At 62.7% G+C, this 21,924-nt stretch carries 24 protein-coding genes; 19 read left to right on the forward strand and 5 right to left on the reverse strand.

Going from position 1 to position 21,924, the window contains the following annotated elements; genetic code table 11:
* The first annotated feature begins 32 nt into the window (after positions 1-32).
* From nagZ to surE, 9 genes are all read left to right on the forward strand, one after another.
* Positions 33-1,055 (forward strand): beta-N-acetylhexosaminidase, encoded by a 1,023-nt coding sequence (gene nagZ, locus HMPREF9697_RS03195; RefSeq protein ID WP_002715711.1) that lies wholly within the window; start codon positions 33-35, stop codon positions 1,053-1,055.
* Positions 1,052-1,882, forward strand: coding sequence for a segregation and condensation protein A (locus tag HMPREF9697_RS03200; protein ID WP_002715712.1), 831 nt, complete (start codon positions 1,052-1,054; stop codon positions 1,880-1,882). The genes nagZ and HMPREF9697_RS03200 overlap by 4 nt, the downstream gene beginning before the upstream one ends.
* A 21-nt stretch (positions 1,883-1,903) precedes the next feature.
* Entirely contained in the window at positions 1,904-2,761 is an 858-nt protein-coding gene (scpB, locus tag HMPREF9697_RS03205; RefSeq protein WP_002715713.1) for an SMC-Scp complex subunit ScpB, read from the forward strand.
* Between the two features lie 103 nt (positions 2,762-2,864).
* A complete protein-coding gene (locus tag HMPREF9697_RS03210; protein ID WP_002715714.1) occupies positions 2,865-4,640 on the forward strand; it encodes a cytochrome c biogenesis protein DipZ in 1,776 nt (591 codons plus the stop codon).
* Positions 4,641-4,811: 171 nt separating this feature from the next.
* Positions 4,812-5,054, forward strand: a complete 243-nt coding sequence (locus HMPREF9697_RS03215; RefSeq protein WP_002715715.1) for a twin-arginine translocase TatA/TatE family subunit — start codon at positions 4,812-4,814, stop codon at positions 5,052-5,054.
* Positions 5,055-5,111: 57 nt separating this feature from the next.
* Positions 5,112-5,546, forward strand: a complete 435-nt coding sequence (tatB, locus tag HMPREF9697_RS03220) for a Sec-independent protein translocase protein TatB (protein ID WP_002715716.1) — start codon at positions 5,112-5,114, stop codon at positions 5,544-5,546.
* Positions 5,543-6,370: a twin-arginine translocase subunit TatC gene (tatC, locus tag HMPREF9697_RS03225; protein WP_002715717.1), complete on the forward strand. Its 828-nt coding sequence runs from the start codon at positions 5,543-5,545 to the stop codon at positions 6,368-6,370. Before tatB ends, tatC begins: the two co-directional genes overlap by 4 nt.
* 127 nt (positions 6,371-6,497) lie before the next feature.
* Positions 6,498-7,805, forward strand: a complete 1,308-nt coding sequence (serS, locus tag HMPREF9697_RS03230) for a serine--tRNA ligase (protein WP_002715718.1) — start codon at positions 6,498-6,500, stop codon at positions 7,803-7,805.
* Between the two features lie 4 nt (positions 7,806-7,809).
* On the forward strand, positions 7,810-8,574 hold the full coding sequence (gene surE / locus HMPREF9697_RS03235) for a 5'/3'-nucleotidase SurE (RefSeq protein ID WP_002715719.1): 765 nt from the start codon (positions 7,810-7,812) through the stop codon (positions 8,572-8,574).
* 3 nt (positions 8,575-8,577) lie between these two features.
* Here the strand turns inward: surE and HMPREF9697_RS03240 are convergent, their stop codons facing one another.
* Positions 8,578-8,955, reverse strand: coding sequence for a response regulator (locus HMPREF9697_RS03240; RefSeq protein ID WP_040307785.1), 378 nt, complete (start codon positions 8,953-8,955; stop codon positions 8,578-8,580).
* A gap of 155 nt (positions 8,956-9,110) precedes the next feature.
* Between HMPREF9697_RS03240 and HMPREF9697_RS03245 the strand changes: the two genes are divergently transcribed.
* The 3 genes from HMPREF9697_RS03245 (at position 9,111) to HMPREF9697_RS03255 (ending at position 11,766) form a co-directional block, all read left to right on the forward strand.
* The gene (locus HMPREF9697_RS03245) at positions 9,111-9,764 is read left to right on the forward strand and encodes a protein-L-isoaspartate(D-aspartate) O-methyltransferase (RefSeq protein ID WP_040308095.1); all 654 of its coding nucleotides are present in this window, start codon (positions 9,111-9,113) and stop codon (positions 9,762-9,764) included.
* 187 nt (positions 9,765-9,951) lie between these two features.
* Positions 9,952-11,274 carry a LysM peptidoglycan-binding domain-containing M23 family metallopeptidase gene (locus tag HMPREF9697_RS03250; protein ID WP_002715722.1) on the forward strand — a complete coding sequence of 441 codons (1,323 nt, stop codon included), beginning with the start codon at positions 9,952-9,954 and terminating at the stop codon, positions 11,272-11,274.
* Positions 11,275-11,523: 249 nt separating this feature from the next.
* The gene (locus HMPREF9697_RS03255) at positions 11,524-11,766 is read left to right on the forward strand and encodes a hypothetical protein (RefSeq protein ID WP_002715723.1); all 243 of its coding nucleotides are present in this window, start codon (positions 11,524-11,526) and stop codon (positions 11,764-11,766) included.
* Positions 11,767-11,856: 90 nt separating this feature from the next.
* On the opposite strand, the gene HMPREF9697_RS03260 is transcribed toward HMPREF9697_RS03255, so the two are convergent.
* Positions 11,857-12,852, reverse strand: coding sequence for an ATP-binding protein (locus HMPREF9697_RS03260; RefSeq protein ID WP_002715724.1), 996 nt, complete (start codon positions 12,850-12,852; stop codon positions 11,857-11,859).
* Positions 12,853-13,041: 189 nt separating this feature from the next.
* On the opposite strand from HMPREF9697_RS03260, the gene yajC reads away from it, so the two are divergent.
* The 5 genes from yajC to HMPREF9697_RS03285 are packed head-to-tail and all read left to right on the forward strand — an operon-like array spanning position 13,042 to position 17,336.
* On the forward strand, positions 13,042-13,386 hold the full coding sequence (yajC, locus tag HMPREF9697_RS03265; protein ID WP_002715725.1) for a preprotein translocase subunit YajC: 345 nt from the start codon (positions 13,042-13,044) through the stop codon (positions 13,384-13,386).
* A gap of 40 nt (positions 13,387-13,426) precedes the next feature.
* Entirely contained in the window at positions 13,427-15,025 is a 1,599-nt protein-coding gene (gene secD, locus HMPREF9697_RS03270; protein ID WP_002715726.1) for a protein translocase subunit SecD, read from the forward strand.
* An 18-nt stretch (positions 15,026-15,043) separates the two neighbouring features.
* Entirely contained in the window at positions 15,044-16,096 is a 1,053-nt protein-coding gene (secF, locus tag HMPREF9697_RS03275; protein WP_172583913.1) for a protein translocase subunit SecF, read from the forward strand.
* Positions 16,093-16,476, forward strand: a complete 384-nt coding sequence (locus HMPREF9697_RS03280; protein WP_002715728.1) for an Mth938-like domain-containing protein — start codon at positions 16,093-16,095, stop codon at positions 16,474-16,476. Before secF ends, HMPREF9697_RS03280 begins: the two co-directional genes overlap by 4 nt.
* A complete protein-coding gene (locus tag HMPREF9697_RS03285; protein ID WP_002715729.1) occupies positions 16,473-17,336 on the forward strand; it encodes a phytoene/squalene synthase family protein in 864 nt (287 codons plus the stop codon). Before HMPREF9697_RS03280 ends, HMPREF9697_RS03285 begins: the two co-directional genes overlap by 4 nt.
* On the opposite strand, the gene trmFO is transcribed toward HMPREF9697_RS03285, so the two are convergent.
* Together trmFO and HMPREF9697_RS20265 are read right to left on the reverse strand one after the other, a co-directional pair.
* A complete protein-coding gene (trmFO, locus tag HMPREF9697_RS03290) occupies positions 17,333-18,766 on the reverse strand; it encodes a methylenetetrahydrofolate--tRNA-(uracil(54)-C(5))-methyltransferase (FADH(2)-oxidizing) TrmFO (protein ID WP_002715730.1) in 1,434 nt (477 codons plus the stop codon). The genes HMPREF9697_RS03285 and trmFO overlap by 4 nt on opposite strands.
* A gap of 131 nt (positions 18,767-18,897) precedes the next feature.
* The gene (locus tag HMPREF9697_RS20265; protein ID WP_002715731.1) at positions 18,898-19,056 is read right to left on the reverse strand and encodes a DUF1127 domain-containing protein; all 159 of its coding nucleotides are present in this window, start codon (positions 19,054-19,056) and stop codon (positions 18,898-18,900) included.
* A 463-nt stretch (positions 19,057-19,519) separates the two neighbouring features.
* Here HMPREF9697_RS20265 and HMPREF9697_RS03295 point away from each other — a divergent pair, with 463 nt between their 5' ends.
* Positions 19,520-20,101 (forward strand): copper chaperone PCu(A)C, encoded by a 582-nt coding sequence (locus HMPREF9697_RS03295; protein WP_002715732.1) that lies wholly within the window; start codon positions 19,520-19,522, stop codon positions 20,099-20,101.
* A gap of 165 nt (positions 20,102-20,266) precedes the next feature.
* Here HMPREF9697_RS03295 and HMPREF9697_RS03300 read toward each other — a convergent pair whose 3' ends face one another.
* The gene (locus HMPREF9697_RS03300; protein ID WP_002715733.1) at positions 20,267-21,169 is read right to left on the reverse strand and encodes a DUF2189 domain-containing protein; all 903 of its coding nucleotides are present in this window, start codon (positions 21,167-21,169) and stop codon (positions 20,267-20,269) included.
* A gap of 309 nt (positions 21,170-21,478) precedes the next feature.
* Here HMPREF9697_RS03300 and HMPREF9697_RS03305 point away from each other — a divergent pair, with 309 nt between their 5' ends.
* Complete coding sequence (locus HMPREF9697_RS03305; protein WP_002715734.1) at positions 21,479-21,847, forward strand: DUF3597 domain-containing protein; 369 nt, start codon at positions 21,479-21,481, stop codon at positions 21,845-21,847.
* Positions 21,848-21,924 lie beyond the last annotated feature (77 nt).

Genomic DNA, 21,924 nt, shown 5'->3' on the forward strand with positions numbered 1-21,924 from the left:
CCCTTGAGGCGGCCACGGGCTAATCGCCCCTGATGGCCGTCCGAGCTTTCATCACCGGCGTTTCCGGCCCCGTCCTGACCGACGGGGAGCGCGCGTTCCTGCGCGCGGAACAGCCGTGGGGTTTCATCCTGTTCAAGCGCAACGTCGAGAACCCGGCGCAAGTCGCTGCTCTGGCTGCGGAGTTGCGCACCGCCGTGGACCGCCCCGACGCGCCCGTCCTGATCGATCAGGAAGGTGGCCGGGTGCAGCGGTTGGGGCCGCCGCACTGGCCGCGCTATCCCGCAGGTGCCGTGTTCGGCGCACTGTATGACCAGTCTCCGGAAAGAGGCTTGCGGGCGGCATGGCTGTCGTCCCGCCTGATCGCGGCCGACCTCGATGCGCTCGGCATCAGCGTCGATTGCCTGCCGCTGGCCGACGTTCCGGTGGCCGGGGCTGACGCGGTGATCGGCGACCGTGCCTATGGCACGACGCCGGAGAAGGTCGCGACCATCGCCCGCGCGGTGACTGACGGGTTGCTTGCCGGTGGAATTTTACCGATTCTGAAGCACATTCCCGGCCACGGCCGCGCGACTGCCGACAGTCATTTGCGGCTGCCAACCGTGGACACGCCGCGCGCGGAACTGGAGCGCACCGATTTCGTGGCGTTTTCGCGCCTCGCGGATCTGCCGATGGCGATGACCGCACATGTTGTGTTTAGCGCCCTCGATGCCGCCCAACCGGCGACCACTTCTGCGACAATCATTGATCAGGTGATTCGCGGCGCGATGAATTTTCAAGGCTTGCTCATGAGCGATGACGTCTCGATGAATGCGCTGAGCGGCACGATCGCCGAGCGCACCCGCGCGAGCCTCAAAGCGGGCTGCGATGTCGCGCTTCATTGCAACGGCAACATGGACGAGATGCGCGCGGTAGCCGCGGAAGCACCCGTGCTCACGGGCAAGGCGTTGCAGCGCGCTGACCGTGCGCTGGCCGCCCGCAAGCCGCCGCAGCCGTTCGAAGCCGACGCCGGGCGCGCGGAGCTTGATGAACTGATCGCACAGGCGGGGATCGCATGAGCGCCGAGATTCTATCCTTCGAGACTGGACAGCCTGCGGGCAACGCCGAGCGCGCACAGGACGAGCCGGCGCTGGTTGTTGACGTCGAGGGCTATGAAGGTCCGCTCGATCTTCTGCTCGCGCTTGCCCGTCAGCAGAAGGTCGACCTCGCCAAGATTTCTATTCTCGCGCTCGCCGACCAGTATCTCGTTTTCATTGAAGCCGCGCGCAAGCTGCGGCTCGAACTCGCTGCCGACTATCTGGTGATGGCGGCATGGCTTGCGTATCTCAAATCGCGTCTGCTGCTGCCCGAGCCGCCGACGCCGGACGGGCCGAGCGCCGAGGACATGGCGAGCGCGCTCGCCAACCGCCTGCGCCGCCTCGAGCAGATCCGCGAAGCCTCGAACCGCCTGATGACGCGCCCGCAACTGCGCCGTGACATCTTTCCGCGCGGCTTTCCCGAGCAGATCGCCCAGATCAAGCATCCGCAGTGGAATGCGACGCTCTACGACCTGCTGTCGGCCTATGCCGCGCAGCGCCAGCAGCGCGTGCTTGCGACCGTGCATCTGGCGCGCCGTACGGTCTGGTCGCTCGCGGAAGCGCGTGCCTCGCTGGAGCGGCTGGCAGGCATCGCCGAGGACTGGAGCCGGCTCGACGAGTACCTCATCGCTTACGTGATCGATCCCTCGCAGCGCGCCACGGTGATGGCTTCGAGTTTTGCAGCGGCGCTCGAACTGGTGCGCGAGGGCGTGGTCGATATTCATCAGCAGGACGCATTCGCGCCGATCTATTTTCGTAAGCATGCGGGCGGGCAGGGTGCTCCCGAACCGCAAGCCCCGATCGAGTAAGTGGAAGAAGGAGAGCCCGTCATGGCCACCAATCTGGCTACCAAGCACGTCGAGGACCACGATCCTTCGCACGACGAGACGGTGGAATCCTCGCACGAGACGGCCGAAGTTTCACATCAGGCGGTTGAGTCTTCGCATGAGGCAGAGCCCGCGCACGAGGTCATCGAAACTTCGGAGGCGGAAGCCTCCGCGCCTGTAGTGGCGCAGCGTCCAGAAGAACTGCGTCTTCTCGAAGCGATGCTGTTTGCCTCCACCGAGCCGCTCGATACGGCCTCGCTTGCCAAGCGTCTGCCGGACGGCGCGGATGTGAAATCGCTGCTCGAACAGTTGCAGGCGGATTACGCGATGCGCGGCGTCAATCTCGTGCGCGTCGCCAACAAATGGACATTCCGCACTGCCGCCGATCTGTCGTGGCTGATGACGCGCGAGAGCACCGAGACCCGGCGTCTGTCGCGCGCGGCGATCGAGACGCTGGCGATCATCGCTTATCACCAGCCGGTGACGCGTGCCGAGATCGAAGAAATCCGCGGCGTCATCACCTCAAAGGGCACGCTCGACGTGCTGCTGGAGACTGGCTGGATTCGTCCACGCGGCCGTCGCAAGACGCCTGGCCGCCCGCTGACTTTCGGCACCACGGAAGCGTTCCTGTCCCAGTTCAGCCTGGAGCAGCTGGGCGATCTGCCGGGCCTCGACGAGCTGAAGGGTTCGGGCCTGCTTGATACCCGTCTGCCGACCGGCTTCAGCGTGCCGTCGCCGTCGGACGATCCGGCGCTGCGTGAAGACGAAGAGCCGCTGGAGTCAGGCGACGATCTGCAGCTGACGCTCGCGCCGCTTCCGGATCCTGAGGAGCCTGCCCCCGAGGAGCCCACGGGAGAGTGATCGGCCGCGTGTAACGCACGTCGTCTCACCCGCGTAGACCTTTCGAAGCCCGTGACGGATGTGGTGTCGTGACGGGCCCGTGCGATCAACGCGAGTCCTGACAATGCTTCTTTTCGTCCTGGCCTATCTCGGCGGCGTGCTGACCATCATCAGCCCCTGCATTCTTCCCGTTTTGCCGTTCGTGTTCGCCCGGGCCGACCGGCCGTTTCTGAAAAGCGGCCTGCCGATGCTGATCGGCATGGCGCTGACATTCGCCATTGTCGCGACGCTCGCCGCTGTTGCCGGTGGGTGGGCGGTCGCGGCCAACGAATACGGCCGGATCGCCGCCTTGGTGCTGCTCGCGTTGTTCGGCATTGCGCTGCTGTTTCCCGCCATCGCGGATCGCGTTACGCAACCGCTGGTCGCTCTTGGCGGACGGCTGTCGCAATCGGCAGATGGTTCGTCGGGTGGCTTCGTGCCCTCGCTGCTGCTCGGTGTCGCGACGGGGCTGTTGTGGGCGCCCTGCGCGGGGCCGGTTCTGGGATTGATCCTGACAGGTGCCGCGCTGCAAGGCGCCAACATCCAGACCACGTTCCTGCTGCTGGCTTATGCGGCAGGTGCTGCGACCTCGCTGGCGCTGGCGCTCCTTGTCGGCGGACGTGTGTTTGCCGCAATGAAGCGCTCGCTCGGCGCGGGCGAATGGGTGCGGCGCGGCCTCGGCGTGCTGGTGCTCGTGGCTGTTGCCGCCATCGCGCTCGGCGTCGACACCAATTATCTCGCCAATGTCTCGCTGGCGCAGACCTCTGCCGTCGAGCAGACGCTGATCGACAAAATGCGCGGGCCGAACAACACCGCGATGACGCCTGCAGGCGGCGCCATGCAGCCGAACCCGTCGATGATGATGAAGGCGAACGCACCGCATGAGAGTGCGAGGGCTTTGCCGGTGGAGGGCACGATGCCCTCGCTCGACGGTGCGGTCGAATGGCTGAATTCAAAGCCGCTCACGGCGGAAGCATTGCGCGGCAAGGTGGTTCTGGTCGATTTCTGGACCTATTCCTGCATCAACTGCCTGCGCACCATTCCCTATGTCCGCGCGTGGGCGGAGAAGTACAAGAACGACGGTCTCGTGGTGATCGGCGTGCACACACCGGAATTCGCCTTCGAGAAACAGCCAGCCAACGTCAAGAAGGCGGTAGCCGATCTCAAGATTGATTATCCCGTCGCGATCGACAACAATTACGCGATCTGGCGCGCGTTCGATAACATGTACTGGCCCGCGCATTATTTTATCGATGCGCAGGGCCGCATCCGTCACCACCATTTCGGCGAAGGCGAATACGCCAAATCCGAGGAGGTGATCCGGCAGTTGTTGCGCGAGGCAGGAAAGAATGTTCCGGAGCAACTGACGGACGTGCGCGGCACCGGCGCGGAAGCGGCGCCGGACATGGCGAACATCAAATCGCCCGAGACCTATCTCGGTTATGACCGAGCCGAGAACTTCATGTCGCCGGGCGGTGCGGTACGCGATGAAAGCCATGATTATGCGGCGGGCGTTCTCAAGCTGAACGATTGGTCGCTTGCAGGCTCATGGACCGTCGATCCGGAGAATGCCGCGCTCGACAGGGCAGGTGGCGCGATCCGTTACCGCTTCCATGCCCGCGATCTGCATCTGGTGCTCGGGTCGGGAACGGACGGCAAGCCCGTTCGTTTCAAGGTAACGATTGATGGCGCCGTGCCCGGCGCGGATCATGGCGTCGATACCGATGCTAACGGCGAGGGGATTGTGACCGGACAGCGGCTTTATCAGTTGGTCCGGCAGCAAGGCGAGGTCCGCGACCGGACCTTCGAGATTCAGTTCCTCGATCCCGGCGTGCAGGCCTTCGCCTTCACCTTTGGTTGAAGGCAGGGTTGCGTTTTCTGTCCTGATTTTAACGATCCGGGGAACGAGAGCTGCCGAAACGCGGCCTGAATGCCGCAATCCGGCTTAAGTTCTTGTTTTCGGACCCTTCAGCGCCTAGGTTCGAGGCCAATCGGCCGGCCAACCCGGCAATGCGTTTACGTGGAGGACACAATGGGTTCGATGAGCATTTGGCACTGGATCGTCGTCATCGGCGTGGTCCTTCTGTTGTTCGGTCGCGGCAAGATTTCCGATCTGATGGGCGACGTCGCGCAGGGCATCAAGGCCTTCAAGAAGGGCATGGCGGACGACGACAAGCCGGCCGAGAAGTCCGAGCCGGTGAAGACCATCGACAGCACGTCCACGCCGCCGCAGGCGACTGCGCCGCGTCAGGATGTCGGCAGCAACGCCGTCTGAGCCTCGCCGGAATTAATCGCGACAGCGAAGCGGCGCTCACGCGAAGCGGAATGATTGATGTTCGATATCGGGTGGAGTGAACTGGTCGTCATCGGCGTGGTCGCGCTGATCGCCATCGGTCCGAAAGAACTGCCTGGTGTGCTGCGCATGATCGGCCAGTGGGTCGGCAAGGCCAGACGCATGGCCGCCGATTTCCAGGGTCAGTTCAACGAGGCGATGCGCGAGGCCGAAATGGCCGACATCAAGAAATCGTTCGACGATATCAGCGCCGCCTCGCGCGATCTGCACCCGACGAAACTTCTGGCCTCGCTGGAAGAACATGCCCGCGAGCGCGAGGAAGAGGAGCGCTCCGCGCAAACCACCACCGCGGCGCCTGCTTCCGAACCCCCATCTGTTGAATCCGCCGCTGCTCCCGTCGAAGGGCAGGCGCCCGCGTTGATGAAGCAGACCCCAGACGCGCCGCCGACCGCGCCGGAATCCAAAGCCTCATGAGCGCCGACGACATCGAAGCCAGCAAGGCGCCATTGATGGAGCACCTGATCGAGCTGCGTTCGCGGCTCATCAAGGCATTGCTCGGTTTCGGCCTCGCTTTCATCCTGTGTTTCGTGTTCGCCAAGCAGATCTACAACGTGCTGGTATGGCCGTTCGTGTGGGTCGCGGGTCCTGAGAACTCGAAGTTCATCTACACCGCGCTGCTGGAATACTTCATCACGCAGCTCAAGCTTGCTCTGTTCGGCGCGGGTTTCATCTCTTTTCCCATCGTGGCGACGCAGATTTACAAGTTCGTCGCGCCCGGCCTCTACAAGCACGAGCGCGGCGCGTTCCTGCCGTATCTGATCGCAACGCCGTTCTTCTTCGTGCTCGGTGCGATGCTGGTCTACTTCCTCGTGTTGCCGATGCTGATCCGCTTCTCGCTCGGCATGCAGCAGGCAGGGGGAGCCGAGACGGCACAGATCGCGCTGTTGCCCAAGGTTGGTGAATATCTGTCGCTGATGATGTCGCTGGTGTTCGCCTTCGGCATCGCGTTCCAGTTGCCGGTGGTGCTAACGCTGCTCGGCCGCATCGGCGTGCTGACGGCGGCGCAACTGCGCGCCAAGCGGCGGTATTTCATCGTGGTCGCCTTCATCATCGCGGCGGTGCTGACGCCGCCCGACGTCATCAGCCAGGCCTCACTCGCGCTGCCGTTGCTGCTCCTCTACGAGGGCTCGATCATCGCGGTCTCGATCGTCGAGAAGAACGCAGCCAAGCGAAAAGCGGCCCAGACGCCACCGGAAGCGCCGTCTGAGACGCCACCGGCGCTGCCGCCAGCCGAATAAGACCCGGCACGCCCGCTTTTGCTATTCTTGCGGAAACCCCTGCGATTCGGGCTTTCGCACGCCGCCGAGTTGTTCTAACCCCACCTTTTCCGAAGAGCCGCGGCCGCCAGCCGCGACGGATATCACCATGCATGACATTCGATCCATTCGCGATAACCCTGCCGCTTTCGACGCGGCGCTGAAGCGCCGGGGCCTCGAGCCGCTGTCGGCGTCGTTGCTTGCGATCGACGAGAAACGACGCGGTGCGATCCAGGAGGCCGAGCAGGCCTTGGCGCGGCGCAACGCGGCCTCGAAGGAAATCGGCGAAGCGAAGAAGATCAAGGACGCCACGCGCGCCGATGCGCTGATGAACGAGGTTGCGGCCCTTAAAGCGAAGCTTCCGGAAATGGAAGCGGCGGCGAAAGGGTTCGAGGACGAACTGAAAACCGCGCTTGCGCAGATCCCGAATCTGCCGCTCGACGAGGTGCCGGATGGTGCCGACGAACACGGCAACGTGCAGCACCATGTCTACGGCGCGGCGCGCAACTATTCCTTCAAGCCGAAGGAGCATGTCGCGCTCGGTGAAGGTCTCGGTTTCATGGATTTCGAGACGGCGGCGAAGCTGTCTGGCGCGCGCTTTGTCGTGCTGAAGAAGGGACTGGCGCGGCTTGAGCGCGCCATCGGCCAGTTCTTCCTCGACGTGCACACCGGCGAGCATGGCTATACCGAAGTCAATCCGCCGCTGCTGGTGCGCGACGATGCGATGTTCGGCACCGCGCAGTTGCCGAAATTTCGCGATGATCAGTTTGCCGCCGGATCGCTGGATGCTGAGGGGCAGGGCTACTGGCTCATCCCCACGGCCGAGGTGCCGCTGACGAACCTCGTTCGCGAATCCATCCTCGATGAAAAAGAATTGCCGATGCGCCTCACTGCGTTGACGCCGTGCTTCCGTGCGGAAGCAGGCGCTGCAGGGCGCGACACACGCGGCATGATCCGCCAGCATCAGTTCACCAAGGTCGAGCTTGTCTCGATCACGACGCCGGACGAGTCGAAGAACGAGCACGAGCGTATGCTATCTTGCGCCGAGGAAGTGCTGAAGCGCCTCGGCCTGCATTACCGGGTGATGACGCTGTGCACCGGCGACATGGGCTTCGCGTCACAAAAGACCTACGACATCGAAGTATGGATGCCGGGGCAGGGCGAGGGCGGCATGTTCCGGGAAATTTCGTCGTGCTCCGTGTGCGGCGACTTCCAGGCGCGGCGCATGGATGCGCGCTATCGCGGCCCCGACAACAAGCCGCGCTTCGTCCACACGCTGAACGGCTCAGGCACGGCGGTCGGCCGCGCGCTGATCGCAGTGATGGAAACCTATCAGCAGGAAGATGGCTCGATCGCGGTGCCGGACGTGCTGCAACCTTACATGGGCGGTCTGAAGATGATCGCGAAGGACAATTGAGACGATGCGTATTCTCTGCACGAATGACGACGGCATTCACGCGCCGGGCATCAAGGTCAACGAGGAGATCGCGCGGCAATTGTCGGACGATGTCTGGATCGTCGCGCCCGAGCTCGATCAGTCGGGCGTATCGCATTCGCTGTCGCTGAACGATCCGTTGCGTTTGCGCGAAATCGACGACCGTCATTTCGCCGTGCACGGCACGCCGACCGATTGCGTCATCATGGGCTCGCGTCACGTGCTGCCGGGCTGGCCGGATCTCGTGATCTCCGGCGTCAACAAGGGCCGCAACGTCGCGGAGGATGTTGTCTATTCCGGCACCATCGCGGGCGCACTGGAAGGCACCATTCTCGGCCTGCCTTCGTTCGCGCTGTCGCAGGAATTCGGCGGCCGCGAAAATCGCAACAAGCCGATGTGGGACGTTGCGCGCGCCTATGGCGCCGACATCATCCGCAAGGTGATGAAGCTCGGTGTGCCGCACGACACCGTCATCAACATCAACTTCCCCGCCTGCCGGCCTGAGGAAGTGAAGGGCATCGTGGTGGCGCGTCAGGGCAAACGCAATCAGGGCTTCCTGCGCATCGACGGACGCGAGGACGGTCGCGGCAATCCCTATTACTGGATCGGTTTCCAGGCCTTCGAGAAGATCGATCCGCCGGGTGAGGGCACAGATCTGGCCGCGCTCGACGGCAATTACGTCTCGGTCACGCCGTTGCGGCTCGACCGCACGGATGTCGCGTTTTCCACGGAATTGAAAAAGCTGTTCTGAGAATTACGCCGCTTCGCCGCGTAGCGTAACCTCTATCATCTTCGCCAGCGTTTCCATCTGGAACGGCTTTTGAAGTGCGGGGCGGTCGCGGAATTTTTCCGGTAGTCCCTGTACGCCATAGCCGGTGGCGAACACGAAGGGACGGTTGCGCATCTGCACCGCTTCGGCGACAGGTGAGATCACCTTCCCGTTGACGTTGACGTCGAGAATGGCGATGTCGAAATTGGTGCACTGAACGAGGCGCACGGCCTCGTCGATATCGCCGGCCTCTGCGACGACCTGATAGCCAAGTTCCTCCAGCATATCGGAGACCATCATCCTGATCATCACTTCGTCTTCGACCAGGAACACGGATCGCCGCCGTTCGCCGCTGCTCACCAACTCTACCCCCGCCTGTCGGACTTTCGCGGGCGGATCATAGGAGGGTTTCGGGAGTTCGTCACCTGTTCTTGTTCCCGGTGAATGGATAGAAAAAAGGCGGAAACCAACCACTTATAGAGAATCCGATATAACCTATGTTTATCGGATGGAAGATGATGGCAGCGTCAGGGCAATCGGGGCGGGAGAAGCTCAACTTTCAGCTGACTTTGCGGCGGCGCGGGATCAGCGATCAGGCGATTTTGCGCGCGCTGGAAGACGTGCCACGCGACCTGTTCGTCGATCCGCGCGACAGGGAGTTCGCCTATGCCGACACCGCCCTCGGCATCGCCTGCGGCCAGACCATCAGTCAGCCTTACGTCGTCGCCTATATGACAGAACAGTTGCGGACGCATCCGCGCCATCGCGTGCTCGAGATCGGCACCGGCTCCGGCTATCAGGCCGCGGTGCTGTCGCGCCTGTGCCGGATCGTCGTGACGGTTGAGCGCTATCGCACGCTGGTGGATACGGCGCGGCGGCGTTTCTCGTCACTCGGTTACAACAACATCGAAGTTGTGTTCGGCGACGGCTATGATGTTGCGCAAACGCTCGGCATGTTCGATCGCATCATCGTCACGGCGGCGATGGAGGAAATTCCGGAGTCATTGATGGAGTTGTTGGAGCCGGGCGGCATCCTGATCGCGCCGGTCGGCCCGCAGGGCGGTGCGCAGCAACTCGTGCGGCTGCGCAAGACGGAAGAGGGGATCGCGCGCGACGAACTGATCCCTGTGCGCTTCGTCCCCGCGCTAAAGGGACTCGCGAAAGAATTGTAAGACCCGCCAGTCAGGTTCCGTCGTCCCATTGCGAGACGCATGGGGAGGGAACCTGGCTCGCTACGAAAATAGTAACCATAAATTCCCGCTACCCCTTTGTGTTCAAGGGCATGCGCGATGCTTAAAGGGTTATTTACTGCACGGCTGTTTACTCAATTTAGTGCCAGTTGCGTACCAGTGAGTAACCATGTCCCGTCTTCTCGATTTGTTAGGCGCGCGCCGCGCTCCGTCTCTTGCGGTGATGGCGCTGGTCTCCGTCAGCTTTGGCGGATGTAGCGCGGATTACGACTCGCGCTTCTCGGACAACTCCCTCCAGAATCCTTTCGCCTCGCAGCGGTCTGAGACGACCGGTTCGGTGCGCCAGAACAATTATGCCCAGCGCGAGTTGCCGCAATATTCGCGGCCCGCGACTGCGCCGGTGGTGTCGGCGCCGCTGTCATATCCGGTGGCGCAGGGCTCGTCGGGTGGTGGGCGCGGTATGTCATCCTACACGCCGCCGGCTTCAAACCCGATCGAGCACACCGGCAGCGTCGCGCCGCGTTCGGTCGCAGCGACCCGTGAGGGTGGCACGCGGATCATCGTTGGCACCAGCGACACGCTCGAAGGGCTCGCGCGCCGCTACAATGTTTCGACCGCGGAGATCATGCGCGCCAATGGCTATCATGGCCCACGTGCGCTTTCGCCCGGACAGTCGCTCATCATTCCGAAGCGCGCCGCTCATGCGGAGGCGCCTGCTCTCAGCCAGGCGCCTGCGACCCGCGCGGCCGCGATGCCCTCCAGCGTGCACGTTGCTGGTCGTGGCGATACGTTGATGAACATCTCCCGGCGCAATCATATCTCCGTTCAGGAACTGGCGCGGGCGAACAATCTTCCGGTGACGGCGCAGCTCAAGATCGGCGACCGCATCACCGTGCCATCCTCGTCGAAGACGCTCGCCGTCGCGCAAGCGGCGGCGCAGCCGGCGCGTCCTGCCGTGGCAGCAGCCCCGCAGCCACAGCCTGTTGCGGCAAAACCGGTGGTGACCGCCGCCGCCGAGCCGGTTCAGAAGGTGCGGATGGCGACCGAGACCAAGGAAATCGAGCAGACCCATGCCCAGTCGTCGGTGAAGACAGCCGAGGCCACCAACGCCTTGCCGACCTTCCGCTGGCCAGTGCGCGGCCGGGTGATTGCGGGCTACGGGGCCAAGACCAACGGCAAGCAGAATGACGGCATCAATGTCGCGGTGCCGGAAGGTACGCCGATCAAGGCGGCGGAAGACGGCGTCGTGGCTTACTCGGGCAATGAGCTCAAGGGCTATGGCAACCTGATCCTGGTGCGGCACGCCAGCGGATACGTCACCGCGTATGCCCACGCGAGTGAACTGATGGTGAAGCGCGGAGATACGATCAAGCGCGGCCAGGTCATTGCCAAATCGGGTCAGTCGGGAGAGGTGGGGTCGCCGCAACTCCACTTCGAAATCCGCAAGGGTTCTTCGCCCGTCGACCCGCTTCAATTCCTCAACGGCGCCTGAGCGGCGCCGTTTCCTTCTCCGCTTGACGAAAAGGGTGACGCATTCCGACGCGTCACCTTTTCTTCACCCGCCATCTGTATACCGACTGCACATCATCGGATCTGCCTCGGCCGACGGGGCAAGACGCTGCTGGCCAGGTAGCGTTCAACGGCGGTGTTGCTTATTCCCCCGGTCTGGGATTTATTTCGTTCCGCTCGGAACGAGCTCTGGCAGCCGTGTTTGTTGCGGCTGTTGGTTGAGGAAAATGTCATGCGTATCGTGGCTTTGCTCATTCTGGCTGCGGCTTTTGCCGCGCCCGCGTCCGCCGAACCCACCTTCCTGAAACGCGAACCGCTGGTTCTCCCGCCTTATGTCTCGGTGCTCGTCGACACCAAGACCTGCGGCGCCGGCATGGTGATGCGGGTGAGGGGTGCGATCGCGGGGCGGGAACGCCAGCGCACCTGCGTGCCGATGGGGTCGATCCAGGCCCGCAACGGCGGCGACCTGCTGTAAGGGCAGGCTGAGTTCAGATCTGACGGCCCCGGAGCGCTGGACGCTCCGGGTTGTGTAGCCGTCACTCTCTGAAAATCACTTATTCCAGAATTATTTGGCCAGTTTGACGCGATGGCGTCCGGCCAGTTCCTGCACGAATTGCCAGGCGACGCGGCCGGACCGCGAGCCGCGGGTGGTGGACCATTCCAGCGCCTCGCGCTCGAGTTCGTCAGGCGGCAGTTTTACGCCATAATGAGCGCAATAACCCTTCACCATCTCCAGATATTCTTCCTGGCTGCATTTGTGGAAGCCCAGCCACAGGCCGAAGCGGTCCGACAGCGAGACCTTCTCCTCGACCGCTTCGCCGGGATTGATCGCGGTCGAGCGCTCGTTCTCGATCATCTCGCGCGCGAGCAGATGGCGGCGATTGGAGGTGGCGTAGAGGATGACGTTTTCTGGCCGGCCTTCGATGCCGCCTTCCAGCACCGCCTTGAGCGATTTGTAGGAGGCGTCCTGGCCGTCGAAGGATAGGTCGTCGCAGAACACGATGATGTGGAATTCGGACTGCCGCAGCAGCGCCATCAGTGCGGGCAGGCTTTCGATGTCCTCGCGGTGGATTTCGATCAGCTTCAGCGTGCCGCGCACGCCGTCCATATTGTTGACGGTCGCATGCGCGGCCTTCACCAGCGAGGACTTGCCCATGCCGCGCGCGCCCCACAACAGCGCGTTGTTCGCGGGCAGGCCGCGAGCGAAGCGCTCGGTGTTCTCGATCAGGATGTCGCGCATCCGGTCGACGCCCTTCAGCAGGTCGAGCTCGACGCGGCTGACCTTCGGGACCGGGATCAGATGTCCGTTCGGCTGCCAGACGAACGCCTCCGCCGTGCGCAGCGATTCTGGCGTCGAGACTGCCTGGCTCGATTTCGGCAGGCCGGCCGCGATGGCCTCAAGCGCGCGGGCGATCCGCTCCTCGATTCCCTCCGGTTTGGCCGTCGCGCGCTTTGCCGCAGCCACCACCGGCTTGAGGGTGCGGGTGCTGCCCTTGGCAGGGGCAGAATTGCGGGCGGGGCGGTTTTTGGAGGAGGGCGTCTTGCGCGTCGTTTTGGCCATGATTCCGGTCGTTTCCGTTGATTGTGGCGGCACCCTAAGCGAGCGGCACGCGCCCCGGCAACCCATGGAAATGACGGGGTGGCCAGCGTTGCAATTGGGGCGCTGGCCGCTATAGTCCGCGCAAATTTACCCCTCCGAATGGCCTCGAACCGGCCTTCCGCCGGCCAGCCCTAGCAAGGAATATTGCGTATGTTCATTACCCCTGCCTTCGCCCAGGCTGCCGGAGCTGCCGGCGACACCAACTCCATGCTGATGTCGCTCCTGCCGTTCGCGATGATTTTCGTCATCATGTATTTCCTGATCCTGCGCCCGCAGCAGCGCAAGGCGAAGGAGCATGCCAATCTGGTGAAGAACATCCGTCGCGGTGACACCGTGGTGACCAATGGCGGCCTCGTCGGCAAGGTGACGAAGGTCGTCGACGACGACCAGATCGAGATGGAAGTCTCCGACGGCGTGCGCATTCGCCAGATGCGGCAGATGATCGCCACCGTCCGCTCCAAGGGCGAGCCGACCTCAGAGGCTGCCGCCAGCTGAGACTGGCGCAAGCCTTCCTGTGACCTGACGGGTTGACCGAATGCTTTATTTTACCCGATGGAAAGCCCTCGCGGTCATTCTCACGGCTCTGGTCGTGTGCCTGTGCGCGGTACCGAACTTCTTCTCGGAAGCGACCGTCAAGACATGGCCATCCTGGGCGCAGCGCCGCCTCGTGTTGGGCCTCGACCTGCAAGGCGGCTCGCATCTGCTGCTCGAAGTCGATGCCAATTCGGTCAAGAAGGACAAGCTCGATCAGGTGCGCGACGATGCACGCCGCACGTTGCGCGAGGCCAAGATCGGTTACACCGGGCTCGGCATCAAGGGCGACAATGTAGAGGTCAGGGTCAAGGAAGCCGATCTTGCGACGGCGCTGTCGAAGCTGCGTGAACTGTCCCAGCCGATCGGCGGCATTCTCGGTGGCAACGGCCAGCGAACGCTGGAAGTCTCCGACGCGGGAGGTGGCCTGATCCGTCTCACGGTGCCGCAGGCCGCGATTCTCGATCGTGTCCGGCAGGCCGTCGACCAGTCGATCCAGATCATCGAAAAACGCGTCAACGAACTCGGCACGGTCGAGCCCCTGATTCAGCGTCAGGGCGTGGATCGCGTGCTGGTGCAGGTGCCAGGTCTGCAGGACCCGACCCGTCTCAAGGAAATCCTCGGCAAGACCGCGAAGATGGATTTCCGCATGGTCGACACCACCGTGTCGCCCGAGCAGGCGCTGCAGGGACGGGTGCCGCCGGATTCCGAAGTGCTGAAGGGTTCCGAGCCGCCGCACATCCCTTATGTCATCAAGAAGCAGGTTCTGGTGTCGGGTGCGGACCTCACCGATGCTCAGCCGAGTTTCGACCAGCGCACCGGCCAGCCGGTCGTCTCGTTCCGCTTCAACGGCACCGGCGCCCGCAAATTCGCGCAGGCGACCACCGAGAACGTGAAGCAACCCTTTGCGATCGTGCTCGACAATGAAGTGATTTCCGCGCCGGTCATCCAGGAGCCGATCACCGGCGGCTCGGGGCAGATCTCCGGCAACTTCACGGTGCAGCAAGCCAACGATCTCGCGATTCTGCTGCGTGCGGGCGCGCTGCCTGCGCCGCTCACGATCATCGAGGAACGCACCGTCGGTCCCGGCCTCGGCCAGGACTCGATCGCCGCAGGCGAACTCGCATCCTATGTCGGTTCGGTGCTCGTCATCGTGTTCATGACGCTGACCTATCGCCTGTTCGGCCTGTTCGCCAACATTGCGGTCGCGGTCAACGTCGCGATGATTTTCGGCGTCCTGTCGCTCCTCAACGCCACGCTGACGCTGCCCGGCATCGCGGGCATCGTGCTCACGGTCGGTATCGCGGTCGACTCCAACGTGCTGATTTACGAGCGCATCCGGGAAGAGGTGCGCCACGGCCGCAACGCGATCTCCGCGATCGACGCGGGCTTCTCGCGCGCGCTGGCGACCATTCTCGATTCCAACATCACCACCTTCATCGCTGCCGCCGTGCTGTTCTATATCGGCACGGGCCCGGTGCGCGGCTTCGCCGTGACGCTCGGCATCGGCATCGTCACCACCGTGTTCACGGCATTCACCGTCACGCGCCTGATCGTCGCCTCCTGGGTGCGATGGAAACGGCCGCAGACCGTGCCGATGTAAGGAATTGCCGCCGTGACAATGCCCCATATCGTTATTCTCGGCCTCGCGGTTTTCATCGTCATTCTGACGGTGCTGTGCGTCTACGGCGTCATTCCCGCGCTGCGTGTGGTGCCGGACGACACGACGCTGCATTTCATGGACCTGCGGCGCTTCAGCTTTCCGATCTCGGCGGTCCTGTCGATCCTCGCGATCACGCTGTACTTTACCCACGGTCTGAATTTCGGCATCGACTTCAAGGGCGGCACGCTGCTTGAAATTCAGGAGAAATCCGGTCCTGCCGATCTCGCCAAGCTGCGCAGCGATCTCGGCAAGCTCGATCTCGGCGACGTGCAGTTGCAGCAGTTTGGCGGCCCAGCCAACGTGCTGATCCGTATTGCCGAGCAGCCGGGCGGCGACGCCGCGCAGCAGGCGGCGGTGCAGAAGGTGCGCGGAACACTGGGCGATTCAGTCGAATATCGCCGCGTCGAGGTGGTCGGTCCGCGCGTATCGGGCGAACTGCTCGCCTATGGCACGCTGGGCCTGATGCTCGCGATCGTCGGCATCCTGCTTTATCTCTGGTTCCGGTTCGAATGGCAGTTCGCGCTGGGCGCGATGGTCGCCAACGTCCACGACATCGTGCTGACCATCGGCTTCATGTCGATCACGCAGATCGATTTCGATCTCACCAGCATCGCGGCGTTGCTCACCATTCTCGGCTATTCGCTGAACGACACGGTCGTGATCTACGACCGCATCCGCGAACTGCTGCGGCGCTACAAGAAGATGCCGATGGAAGACCTGCTGAACCAGTCGGTGAACTCGACGCTGTCGCGCTCGATCATCACCCATGTCACGGTGACGCTGGCCTTGCTCGCGCTGCTCTTGTTCGGCGGCAAGGCGATCCACTCGTTCGCGGCGACCATGATGTTCGGCGTCGTGCTGGTCGGCACCTATACGTCGATCTTCATCGCGGCGCCGATGCTGATCTATCTCGGCGTCGGTACGCACCGGATGGGAATTACGGGTGAGCCTGACGAGAAGCCCGAGAAACCTGCCAAGTCTGCCAGCTCCTCCAAGTCGTCCAAGCCGTGAGCGGGGCCGCGCCTGCGGTTCCGCACTTTCCGCGCCCGGCGCCGATCGATGCTTATGGGCAGGGCGGGTTCCGCTTCGCCGACATGTCGCATCGTGGCTCGCTGTTGTGCCTGCCGGACGGCATCTGGGCGTGGCCGGTCACGCAGGCCGGCGAGATCGATGAATCTTCGCTCGCGCGCGTGTTCGAAAACGCGCAGGCCATCGACACGTTGATTCTCGGTACCGGCCGCGACATCTGGCGGCCCGAGCCTGCCTTGCGCGAAGCACTGCGCGCAGTTCAAATCGTGCTTGACCCGATGCAGACCGGCTCGGCCATCACCACCTACAACATCATGCTGGGCGAAGGCCGCCGGGTGGCGGCGGCGCTGATCGCGGTATGAGCGGGGCCGATGTGAGCGGCGCGGACGACGCCTCCTATTGCGCGCAACTGGTGCGCGATCATGATTTCGAACGTTACGCGGCGACGCTGTTTGTGCCGCCGCGTGCGCGGCGTCCGTTGCTGGCGCTCTACGCTTTCAACACCGAGCTGCGCCGCATTCGCGATCATGTCAGCCAGCCGCTGCCGGGCGAGATCCGTCTGCAATGGTGGCGCGACCTGGTCGACGGTGACGCGCGCGGCAGCGTCGAGGCGAACCCCGTCGCCGCTGAACTGATGGCTGCTGCCGCCAATCACGACCTGCCTCGAAACGAGTTGTCGCGGCTCGTCGATGCGCGGGTGTTCGACCTCTATGACGATCCGATGCTGTCGCTCGATATGCTGGAGCGCTATTGCGACGACACGGCAGGGCGATTGTTCAGCCTGAGTGCACGCATTCTCGGCGGGAAGTCCGATGCGGTTGGGCACGCCGCGCATCATACCGGCATCGCGCAGGGAATTGTCCGGGCAATCCAGGGATTGCCGCTGCATGCCGCACGCAAGCAGCTTTACCTGCCGCAGGACGTGTTGAACGAATCCGGTGCGAAGGAAGCGGATCTTTTCGCCGGACGATCCACGCCGCAGTTGCAGGCGGCCATCACGCGTCTGTCGGACGTCGCGCGGAGCCATCTCGGCAAGGCGATGGATTTGCTCATTGCGGTGCCTGCGGATGCGAAGCGGATTTTCCTGCCGCTCGCGTTGGTGCGTCGCGCGCTCGATCTCGCCCGACCTGCGGAGGATCCGTTCGCACTGGTGCCTGTGTCTCGCCTGCGGATGCTGTGGACGCTGTGGCGCGCGTCGAAGTCGGAAGCGTTTCGCAGCTAGGCCGCGTTCGCGACCGCCAACGTGTTTGAAATCCACGCATCCAGATCAGCCAATGCCCGCGCGCTCATCGCCTGCTTTTTGGCGATGGTCTTTTCATTGCCGCGCAGCCGCGTGCCGTCGGCCTTTTTCGTCGGGTTCTGGGCGAGCGGCGGAAACAGGCCAAAATTGATGTTCATCGGCTGGAACGAGCGCGGCCCGGCATCGACCGCTTCGATATGGCCGCCGGTGATGTGATTGAGCAGCGCGCCGAGCGCCGTGGTTGGTGGTGGTGGCGCGATGGGGCGTGCGAGCGCCTCGTGCGCGGCGAACAGTCCGGTCAGAAGTCCGATGCCAGCCGACTCCACATAGCCCTCACAACCTGTCATCTGCCCGGCGAAGCGCAGGCGCGGCTGAGCGCGTAATCGCAACTGCGCATCGAGCAATTTCGGAGAATTGAGGAATGTGTTGCGGTGCAGACCGCCGAGGCGCGCGAACTCGGCCTGTTCGAGGCCGGGGATCATGCGCAGCACTTCGGTCTGCGCGCCGTATTTCAGTTTCGTCTGGAATCCGACGATATTGTAGAGCGTACCGAGCTTATTGTCCTGGCGAAGCTGGACGATGGCATAAGGCTTCACGGTCGGGTTATGCGCATTGGTGAGGCCGACCGGCTTCATCGGGCCGTGGCGCAGTGTTTCAGGCCCGCGCGCGGCCATGACTTCGATCGGCAGGCAACCGTCGAAATAGGGCGTGTTGCTTTCCCACTCCTTGAAGTCGGTCTTCTCGCCCGCGATCAGGGCGGCGACGAACGCCTCGTACTGCTCGCGCGACAGCGGGCAATTGATGTAGTCGGCGCCGTTGCCGCCGGGGCCGACCTTGTCGTAGCGCGACTGAAACCACGCCTTCGACATGTCGATGGAGTCACGATGCACGATCGGCGCGATAGCATCGAAGAAGGCGAGCGAATCCTCGCCGCTTAGCGCGCGGACGGCATCCGCCAGCGCGGGCGAGGTGAGAGGGCCGGTCGCAACGATGACGTTGCCCCATTCGGCAGGCGGCAGGCCTGCGATTTCCTCGCGGCGGATCTCGATCAGCGGATGGTCTGACAACGCAGCACTGACGGCGATGGAAAAGCCTTCGCGATCCACCGCAAGTGCGCCGCCGGCCGGAACCTGATGGGCATCCGCGGAGACCATGATGAGCGAGTTCAGCTTGCGCAGTTCGGCATGCAGCAGGCCGACAGCGTTGTTCGCGGCATCGTCGGAGCGGAACGAATTCGAGCAGACGAGTTCGGCGAGGCTATCAGTCCGGTGCGCGTCGGTCGTGCGGGTGGGGCGCATTTCGTGCAGCACGACGCGTTGTCCACGCGTCGCAATCTGCCATGCGGCTTCGGAGCCTGCGAGGCCGCCGCCAATGACGTGGACAGGTTCTGTTTTGTGAGAAAGATCGGTCATGGCCCAGCACTAAGGCCAGTCGGCTGACAGCGCAACGGCGAGGGTGGGCGTATTTTTGGAAGCAAAAACAACAAACGCCCGCTCAAAGGCGGGCGTTCGTCGTAGTCGGTACGATCGTTCAGAAGAACGTCTTAGGCGGCCTTGCGATAGGCACCCGCCGCGACGCGCTCAATGTCGCCACGATCGATGCCGATATCGGCCAGCTCGCGCTCGCTGAGCTCCGAAAGCTCGCGATAAGCGCGATTGTAGTCACGGAACGCCTTGATGATGCGAACGAGAGAGAGGATCATGGTAGTCACCCTTGATTTGCAGTTCAATCCTTGCGAACTGGATGAACCATGTAATAATCCTTTTTTCCTGGCATACCAGAGCAATTGGTGCGGTGCAGCTAGGATCTAAACGCATGCCTCTGTCGGTAATATACGCTTTTAATCGGTGAGGCGGACTTAAATTATTATGATTCTATAAACATAAGCATGGCGGTCGGTCTTTTTGGCGGAACTCGATGTTTTTCTAACGTATGCAATAGGTGCATGAACCGAATATGAATAAATGAATTAAAGATCGTTTTTTGAATGGAGGTTCAGGCTCCAATAGGAGCAGCTATGAGATTTCTCCCGTTGTTTTGGACGCGCTTTCAAGGAACATTCCAGAGGTCTTCAAACCGTCTTGAAGCTGTTTTTATAAACGGCTCCTAAAAGGCTCCGGGAACGCAGAGAGCGTTCCAAGGACAATTCCCAAGGACAATCTCCGATGACCCTCCGCTTCTCTCCGTTGCGAACGAGCTTCGCGGGTGCAGCCATGTTCGGCATGCTCGCTGCACCTTCCGCTGTCCAGGCTCAGGACCATTCCGACCATCCGGCAATGACGATGAGTCCATCGATGACAATGAAGCCAGCAATGGCGATGAAGCAGGCATCTGCGAGCGGGCCGCAGTTCAAGGCGGGTGATCTGACTGTCACGGCGCCCTGGAGCCGCGCGACGCCCAAGGGCGCGAAGATCGGTGCAGGATATCTGACGATCCAGAACAACGGCACCGCGCCTGACAAGCTCGTCGGCGTCGAGTCCGTGGTGGCGGGCAAGACGGAAATTCACGAGATGTCGATGACCGACGGCGTGATGAAGATGCGGCCGGTGACCGGCGGCGTCACCATCGAGCCCGGCAAAAGCGTCGTGCTTGGTCCGTCCGGTTATCATCTGATGCTGATGGATCTGAAAAATCCGCTCGAGCAGGGCCAGTCGTTTGACGCCACGCTGCGTTTCGAGAAGGCCGGGCCGTTAAAGGTCACGTTCCAGGTCGGCGGGATTGGCGCGGGGAGTGCGCCGAAGCACTGATCGTCACAACTGGTGCCAAATCTACATAGACGGCGTCAAATCTGCACAGAACATGTCGCGCGCGTTCCCGGCCGATAGGCCGGGCGCGCGAGCGTGATCGTAAGGGGCGGAGCGCAGTGTTAGCCTGCGCTTAGCGTATGTTTGCCTTCGCAGATGCCGACCCGGTTACCTGAGCCAAGAGATCAGATTGACCGGGAAATCGGCTGCGTAGCGTTTCTCTCGCGGCGGTTGCGCAGGCTCCCGGTACGGTTGCGTGGCGGGCTCCACGGCGGCGCGGTAGAGATGCCAGGTTGCGTGACCGAGTACCGGCACCACCACCGCAAGGCCGAGGAACAGGGGCAGTGACCCCAGAACCAGCAGGGCTGCGACAATAAGTCCCCACGTCACCATCACCTGCGGATTTTCCGCGACCACTTTCATCGAGACAGTCATCGCTTGCGCTGCGCTGGCGTGCCGATCCAGCATCAGCGGGAAGGCGACGACGCTAATGCACAGCGCGACAATCGCAAACAGCAGGCCGACACCGCAGCCGAGCAGGATCAGCGTCCAGCCTTGCCGCGTGGTTAGCACCATGCCGATAAAATCTGGAATGCGCGCGGCCGGAGCGTAACCGAAGCAGGCGATATAAATTGCCTGCGCCGTTGCCACCCAGACGGCGAACAGGATCAGCAGCATCGCGCCCAGGGCGAGCATCGCGCCAAGCGAAGGAGATGACAGGACGTGCAGGGCGTCGGATGCCGTCGGATTTTGTCCGGCCTCGCGGCGGCGGCTGAGTTCGTAAAGCCCGATGGCGGCGAACGGCCCGAGCAATGCAAAGCCTGCGGCCAATGGGAATAGCAGCGGCAGCACCGAATAGCCGTGGATGAGCCGTGCGACGATGAGACCGATGACTGGGTAGATCAGCGCCAGGATGATCGCGTGTGACGGCAGCGCGACAAAATCCTCCCAGCCTGCACGGAGGGCGGCGGACAGGTCGGACATGTGAATGCGCCGCACGACGGGCAAGCCATTGGGCGGGGAGACGGCGACGGGCAGGGTATTGCCGGAAGATGGATAAGTGGAAGACATGACAGAGGCTCCCGTTCGATGGCGGTTGACGCGATGTTCGCGACCGTGACCACGCGGAAGCAACGCGCGTCTGATGTGAGGAGGCTAAACCTTCCCTGAGAGGAACAAACTCACGGTTCGGTGAATTTGTTCCGACCGGAGTCCAAACAAGGGGCGCATCCTTATACCGTCTTCAAACTTTCATTGGCCTGACATGATGGCCAGCCGATGACGGGTGTATTGGCAAGCTGCACGCCGTAAGGCAGACTTTCCATCAGGTGACGCTCGCGGCGCCGATACTTTGATTCAAATCGCAAGCAGGAGTTCAGCATGAGCATTTTTTCCAAGATCATGGGCGCTATTTTCGGAACGACCAGCGCACAGGCGGCCGAACCCGCCGGGGGCGCGGGCTCGGCAGGCGCCGGAGCTCCGGCGGCGCAGACCGTCGATGTGGCGCCGATCCTCGATGCGGCCGTGAAGGCCAAGGGTGAGAAGCTCGAATGGCGCACCTCGATCGTCGACCTGATGAAGGCGCTCGATATCGATTCCAGTCTCGCCGCGCGCAAGGAGCTCGCCAAGGAGCTGAACTACACCGGCGACACCAACGATTCTGCGTCGATGAACATCTGGCTGCACAAGCAAGTCATGGATAAGCTCGCGGCCAACGGTGGCAAGCTGCCGCCTGACATCAAGCATTGATCGTTTTCTGAACGATTTTCTCACGAGGCCCGTCGCGTTCGCGCGGCGGGCCTTTTGTTTCTCGGCGTCCGGCATTC

The sequence above is a fragment of the Afipia felis ATCC 53690 genome (genome assembly GCF_000314735.2).
In the GTDB taxonomy this organism is placed as follows: Bacteria; Pseudomonadota; Alphaproteobacteria; order Rhizobiales; family Xanthobacteraceae; genus Afipia; species Afipia felis.

Coding starts and splice junctions, on each gene's coding strand:
- HMPREF9697_RS03295 (WP_002715732.1), top strand. CDS start 19,520: ATGACCCTCCGCTTCTCTCCGTTGCGAACGAGCTTCGCGGGTGCAGCC.
- HMPREF9697_RS20265 (WP_002715731.1), bottom strand. CDS start 19,056: ATGATCCTCTCTCTCGTTCGCATCATCAAGGCGTTCCGTGACTACAAT.
- HMPREF9697_RS03210 (WP_002715714.1), top strand. CDS start 2,865: ATGCTTCTTTTCGTCCTGGCCTATCTCGGCGGCGTGCTGACCATCATC.
- scpB (WP_002715713.1), top strand. CDS start 1,904: ATGGCCACCAATCTGGCTACCAAGCACGTCGAGGACCACGATCCTTCG.
- tatC (WP_002715717.1), top strand. CDS start 5,543: ATGAGCGCCGACGACATCGAAGCCAGCAAGGCGCCATTGATGGAGCAC.
- HMPREF9697_RS03200 (WP_002715712.1), top strand. CDS start 1,052: ATGAGCGCCGAGATTCTATCCTTCGAGACTGGACAGCCTGCGGGCAAC.
- HMPREF9697_RS03245 (WP_040308095.1), top strand. CDS start 9,111: ATGGCAGCGTCAGGGCAATCGGGGCGGGAGAAGCTCAACTTTCAGCTG.
- HMPREF9697_RS03255 (WP_002715723.1), top strand. CDS start 11,524: ATGCGTATCGTGGCTTTGCTCATTCTGGCTGCGGCTTTTGCCGCGCCC.
- nagZ (WP_002715711.1), top strand. CDS start 33: ATGGCCGTCCGAGCTTTCATCACCGGCGTTTCCGGCCCCGTCCTGACC.
- HMPREF9697_RS03250 (WP_002715722.1), top strand. CDS start 9,952: ATGTCCCGTCTTCTCGATTTGTTAGGCGCGCGCCGCGCTCCGTCTCTT.
- tatB (WP_002715716.1), top strand. CDS start 5,112: ATGTTCGATATCGGGTGGAGTGAACTGGTCGTCATCGGCGTGGTCGCG.
- yajC (WP_002715725.1), top strand. CDS start 13,042: ATGTTCATTACCCCTGCCTTCGCCCAGGCTGCCGGAGCTGCCGGCGAC.
- surE (WP_002715719.1), top strand. CDS start 7,810: ATGCGTATTCTCTGCACGAATGACGACGGCATTCACGCGCCGGGCATC.
- HMPREF9697_RS03260 (WP_002715724.1), bottom strand. CDS start 12,852: ATGGCCAAAACGACGCGCAAGACGCCCTCCTCCAAAAACCGCCCCGCC.
- HMPREF9697_RS03300 (WP_002715733.1), bottom strand. CDS start 21,169: ATGTCTTCCACTTATCCATCTTCCGGCAATACCCTGCCCGTCGCCGTC.
- trmFO (WP_002715730.1), bottom strand. CDS start 18,766: ATGACCGATCTTTCTCACAAAACAGAACCTGTCCACGTCATTGGCGGC.
- HMPREF9697_RS03305 (WP_002715734.1), top strand. CDS start 21,479: ATGAGCATTTTTTCCAAGATCATGGGCGCTATTTTCGGAACGACCAGC.
- HMPREF9697_RS03215 (WP_002715715.1), top strand. CDS start 4,812: ATGGGTTCGATGAGCATTTGGCACTGGATCGTCGTCATCGGCGTGGTC.
- secD (WP_002715726.1), top strand. CDS start 13,427: ATGCTTTATTTTACCCGATGGAAAGCCCTCGCGGTCATTCTCACGGCT.
- serS (WP_002715718.1), top strand. CDS start 6,498: ATGCATGACATTCGATCCATTCGCGATAACCCTGCCGCTTTCGACGCG.
- HMPREF9697_RS03285 (WP_002715729.1), top strand. CDS start 16,473: ATGAGCGGGGCCGATGTGAGCGGCGCGGACGACGCCTCCTATTGCGCG.
- secF (WP_172583913.1), top strand. CDS start 15,044: ATGCCCCATATCGTTATTCTCGGCCTCGCGGTTTTCATCGTCATTCTG.